Genomic DNA, 4,269 nt, shown 5'->3' with positions numbered 1-4,269 from the left:
GAGTTGCCTGCGTGTCACGACCACAGTCCTACCGGGTTCCACCCCGCGAAGAGGACAGAATCCCGGAACTGATCACGACATCACACAGGCCCTAGGACTGACCCGCTCCACCGGCCGTCCCCGCCCCCGGCCCCGCCTACATTCCGGCACAGGGTGGGCAGCCGCCAGGCGGGGGCATCCGCTCACCCGCCCGCTGCCCGGAGCAGGGCCTCACGCCCGGCACCCCGGGCGGCGCAAGGCCGTACCGGCCGCAGCCTCCCACGGGAACGTGAACCGATGCCAGGCGCCCCCTCCCAGGCCCACGCCTCGCCCGTCGCCGCCGCTTGTACCGGCGGACCGGCGCAGCCGATTCGGGACCGGCCGGGTCAGTCCTCGGCGGCCCCGTTGAAGGCGCAGCAGCTCATCCACCGGGAGTCTCAGTGCCATGGCGATAGCGGCGACGGTCTGTGCCGAGGGCTCGTTGCGGCCGGTGAAGGCGTCCGAGATCGTGGTCCGGCGCAGCCCGGATCGGTAGGCGGCCTGGTCTTGTTCATCTGTGACACGGCCAGAGCATCCTGCATCCGTCGCAGGAGTTCCGCTCTCGCAGCTCGTGCCGGGGAACGCGCCCACAGGGCGCCCGACGATCCGCCCCAAGGACCCGCCAGGGCCCGCAGGGCGGTGGGCGGGGATCCCGGCGGTATCACCAGGGGAACCGCTTTGTTCTGGTCCTCTAGAACAAAGCAGCGCCGAGGTCATGTTACGAAAGTCGTTTGGTCCGCTTGTCGGACACACCTACCCTCTGGCCGTGATCCAGATGAGGAATGACGAGTTGCGTAGCTATCAGGTGGGACCAGTACACGCCGAGCTTCGCGCGCTCACAGTAAGTGACGACCGTGAAGGCATGCTCGAAGGAACGCCGCAACTGCACCGTCGCTTTCGTCTGATGGGCATCGAGAAGGCGATGGCAGCGACGCCCCATTTGTATGTGCACGATCTCGACAAGCTCCGAGCCGATACGGAGGGGCGGGTCGAGGAGTGGCTGCCGCGAGAGTTGGTTCATGCTCGACTGACGTCATGGTGGAAACCCGAGGACATTGCAGAGCCTGGACATACGGTGCTCTCGATTATGTGGTTCCAAACGGCTGCGCAGGATCCCTTCGCCCACCTGGCCACGATCGTGCGTCCCCTGGACTGGGCTTCGCTTGCCAGGTTTATCCCTTTTGAGGACTAGGCGTGTGTTGAATGTGCCGGTCGCAGCCATTCCTTGATGGCTGCGACGAGGACGGTGGCCTCGTCGCGGACCGCGAGTTTGCCGTACCTCGTGGCCACGGCGCGGTGCCCCTTGAGGCGCTTGATGCCGCACTCGGCCGCGTGTCGAGCCTCGTAGTCTTGCGGGTCGAACTTCGGCGGCCGGCCGCCGCGCGAGCCGCTTTCTAGCGGTTGCGGGACTGGTCGGCCTTGTCCGGGATGGTGCAGCGGATCCCGCGCCGCCGCAGGTAAGCGCGGTCCTTCCGGGATGCATACGCCTTGTCGGCGCGCACGCGGGCAGGCCGTGTGCGCGGCCTGCCCGGCCCAGGATGCGGGACACGGACCTTGCTCAGGACAGGCTCGAACTGCGGGGAATCACCCCTCTGCCCGGCCGTGATCACGATGGACATGGGCTTCTGGCCCTGTTCGACGGCCAAGTGCAGCCTGGTGGTCAGGCCGCCGCGCGAGCGCCCGAGCCCATCGTCGTCCGGCTCGACGGTGACGCCGCCGGGCGGCTCCTTCTGCAGCTCCCCTTTTCCCTCGCCCCGGCGGCGTGCTGATGGGCCCTGCACACTGTGGAGTCGACGTCGATGTCCCAGGTGATCAGCTCTTTCGCGTCGGCCCGGCCTGGAGCGCGGTGAAGATCCGATGCCAGGCGCTGTCCCGCTGCCACCGGCAGAACAGGTCGTACACCCGGCCCCACGGCCCGTACTCGGCGGGGAGGTCCCGCCACGGGATGCCGGTGCGGACCCGGAACCGTATGCCGTGGATCAGCTCTCCACTCTGGCTGCCCGCCGAACGACGAACCCCGCCCTTCCGTGCCGGAAGGACGGGGAACTTGCGGTGGGCGCATTTTCGCAGGTGGCGATCGTCGACAGGGACAGTGCGGTACAGGTCAACCGGAATCTGCCCAACGGGGTCGGGACGGCGCTGCGGGTGATCGGCGATCCACGTCCATGCGGTCCACGTGCCGTGTCACGGGCCGGTGGTGCCTGGCGTTTTCACGCCCGCCCTGGGGCACATCATCCGCCGGCGGCGTCCTCGGCCTCCCAGCGCAGCAGGTCGCCCGGCTGGCACTTGAGCACCTCGCAGAGCGCGGCGAGCGTCGCGAAGCGTACCGCCTTCGCGCGGCCGTTCTTGAGTACCGCCAGGTTGGCGGGCGTGATCCCTACCCGGTCCGCGAGCTCGCCCACGGACATCTTCCGCCTGGCCAGCATCACGTCGACGTCGACGGCGATAGGCATCAGATCACCTCGTCCAACTCGGCCCGCATCTGCGCCGCTTCGACGTCGCGCGCAACGGCCTGGGCGAGCAGCATCCGCAGTACGAGCACGATGAGCGCGACCCCGAGGATGGCCAGACCAACCCCGCCCATGATGACGGTGACGCCCGGGTCGGCCCGCTGGCCCGGCGCATTGAGGACCGTGACCGCGAACCACAACAGGGCAGCCGCCACGATCGCGCCGATCACGCCGTCCACGTACCGGAAGGCGGCGTGGGAGAACACGGTTCCGCGTCGCACCATCGTCACCAGCCGCCATACGCAGACCAGGGCGACCTGCGCCGACGCCATGCCCAGGATCGCGATCACGCGCAGCGGGGTCAGCGGGAGCGACCCGTCCTCCGGGTCGGTGGCCAACGCCCACACCATCAATGCCTGTACGAACACGGTGCCGGCGAGCACCACCGCGAGCACGGCGCGCAGCGCACGCACTGTCAGCTTCCCCACGACCCATCCTTCCATCGAGTTACGATGGGAATCTATCGAATATCGATAGATGAAGCAAGAGCTGGGATGAAGGGTGGGGCGGCGGGTTCGCACCGTGGCGGACGCCGCCGCCCCTCCCATGGTGTGGCGGTTGCGCGAAGCATCTTGATCTTGTCGAAGTCGGCCTCGCTTGGGCACAAATCGGATGCCACCCGACTACGCCGAAGCCCTGCATCTACCAGGTACAGCCGATCCACCCGCACACCCCGGGCCGGCGCCTGAAGGCGATCGGCGTCCCGCCTCAGCTCGCGCGCCACGCGTCGCTGATGGACATCGCCTCGGAGCTGCCCGCCGTCCGTCATCAGTCGACTGCTTGACTTGAGTCCGTCCGCGCCCAGACATGCCGCATTGGACGCCCACTGGCCTGCCAACGTCAACACCAGGAGCCCGAGGAGCCGCGGTGTCGTGCTCTTTCAGATCCTGCTCGCCCTGCTCGTCCTCCATCGCTGGTGTCTTCGGAAGCCAGCGATGGTGGTCCCTGCACGTGGCGAACTCCAATCATCCCAACCACACCGTCCAGACCCGCGAGCTGCACCGCTACCTGCGCTGGCGCAATGCCAACACCCGCCACCCCGACGTCCTAGCCGCCCAACGCAAGGAGCGCGCTCGCATCCGCAGCGAGAAGGGCATCCGGTGGGGCGGACGGCCGCTCGTAGCCGCATCCTGAGCGCCATATGGTCGAGCTGCTGCAGACGGCCGGCCCCGGCCAGCTGGGGAGCGGAGGGCGCCAATATCTGCACTGATCGTGCCCGGCGCCTCCGGCGCCGCCAGGATCTTGCTCGATGTTCCACTGACTCGAAGCGTCGGGCCTCACCCTTACCCGCGCACGTCGAATGAGATCCATACGTCGGGCGGCAGGTCGGGCCCGCCTGGAACAGGCCTGCGATCCTCCGTCCATCCGTCACCCGCGATCTCGGCCGCGACGCGGCGCCAGAAGTGTGCGGCGGCCACGTTGGCGTCCTGGAAGGCGACTTCCCACGGGCCCGGGTGCTTGGCGACCACCTCCTGAACGGCACGGATCCCGATCCCGGATCTCCGCGCCCCACGCACCACGAAGAAGCCATTGAGTACGCGCGTGTGGCCGACCAGGCCGCGGACGAGAGCGAGACCGACGGGGTGTTCGCCGCTCATCAGCAGGTACGGCGCCCAATCGGTGTCGTCGAAGCCTGCCTGGAGCCTAGGATGCATCCGTCGACGTGTTCACGCCGGGCCACGGCGTTGTCCAGGGCAGCCACGGCCAGGCGGGACTTCATCCGCGCGTCGATGGAGTAACC

4 protein-coding genes and 3 pseudogenes are annotated in these 4,269 nt (G+C 68.2%); 2 read left to right on the top strand and 5 right to left on the bottom strand.

What is annotated here, in order from left to right; translation table 11 throughout:
* Positions 1-210: 210 nt before the first annotated feature.
* On the bottom strand, positions 211-735 hold the full coding sequence (locus ACGFYQ_RS42070) for a helix-turn-helix domain-containing protein (protein WP_393752641.1): 525 nt from the start codon (positions 733-735) through the stop codon (positions 211-213).
* Between the two features lie 49 nt (positions 736-784).
* Between ACGFYQ_RS42070 and ACGFYQ_RS42065 the strand changes: the two genes are divergently transcribed.
* The gene (locus tag ACGFYQ_RS42065; protein WP_393752639.1) at positions 785-1,210 is read left to right on the top strand and encodes a hypothetical protein; all 426 of its coding nucleotides are present in this window, start codon (positions 785-787) and stop codon (positions 1,208-1,210) included.
* On the opposite strand, the pseudogene ACGFYQ_RS42060 reads toward ACGFYQ_RS42065, so the two are convergent.
* The 3 genes and pseudogenes from ACGFYQ_RS42060 to ACGFYQ_RS42050 form a co-directional block, all read right to left on the bottom strand.
* Positions 1,207-2,088, bottom strand: a pseudogene (locus ACGFYQ_RS42060) (IS5 family transposase). The gene ACGFYQ_RS42065 and the pseudogene ACGFYQ_RS42060 sit on opposite strands and share 4 nt — an antisense overlap.
* Positions 2,089-2,249: 161 nt before the next feature.
* Positions 2,250-2,471, bottom strand: coding sequence for a helix-turn-helix domain-containing protein (locus ACGFYQ_RS42055; protein WP_389135821.1), 222 nt, complete (start codon positions 2,469-2,471; stop codon positions 2,250-2,252).
* The gene (locus ACGFYQ_RS42050; protein ID WP_393752637.1) at positions 2,471-2,956 is read right to left on the bottom strand and encodes a DUF2975 domain-containing protein; all 486 of its coding nucleotides are present in this window, start codon (positions 2,954-2,956) and stop codon (positions 2,471-2,473) included. The genes ACGFYQ_RS42055 and ACGFYQ_RS42050 overlap by 1 nt, the downstream gene beginning before the upstream one ends.
* Before the next feature lie 526 nt (positions 2,957-3,482).
* Between ACGFYQ_RS42050 and ACGFYQ_RS42045 the strand changes: the two are divergent.
* Positions 3,483-3,662: pseudogene (locus tag ACGFYQ_RS42045) on the top strand (IS630 family transposase); the annotation flags it as partial.
* 149 nt (positions 3,663-3,811) lie between these two features.
* On the opposite strand, the pseudogene ACGFYQ_RS42040 reads toward ACGFYQ_RS42045, so the two are convergent.
* A pseudogene (locus tag ACGFYQ_RS42040) lies at positions 3,812-4,150 on the bottom strand (GNAT family N-acetyltransferase); the annotation flags it as partial.
* Positions 4,151-4,269: the final 119 nt, after the last annotated feature.

Origin of the sequence: Streptomyces sp. NPDC048258, assembly GCF_043201995.1 — a bacterium.
GTDB lineage: Bacteria > Actinomycetota > Actinomycetes > Streptomycetales > Streptomycetaceae > Streptomyces.
Note: the sequence above shows the minus strand (reverse complement) of the source record. Positions and strands in the feature narration are given on the sequence as shown.

What these genes read in the sequence shown, in the direction of transcription:
- ACGFYQ_RS42055 (WP_389135821.1), bottom strand. Translation starts at nt 2,471, where the DNA reads ATGCCTATCGCCGTCGACGTCGACGTGATGCTGGCCAGGCGGAAGATG.
- ACGFYQ_RS42070 (WP_393752641.1), bottom strand. Translation starts at nt 735, where the DNA reads ATGACCTCGGCGCTGCTTTGTTCTAGAGGACCAGAACAAAGCGGTTCC.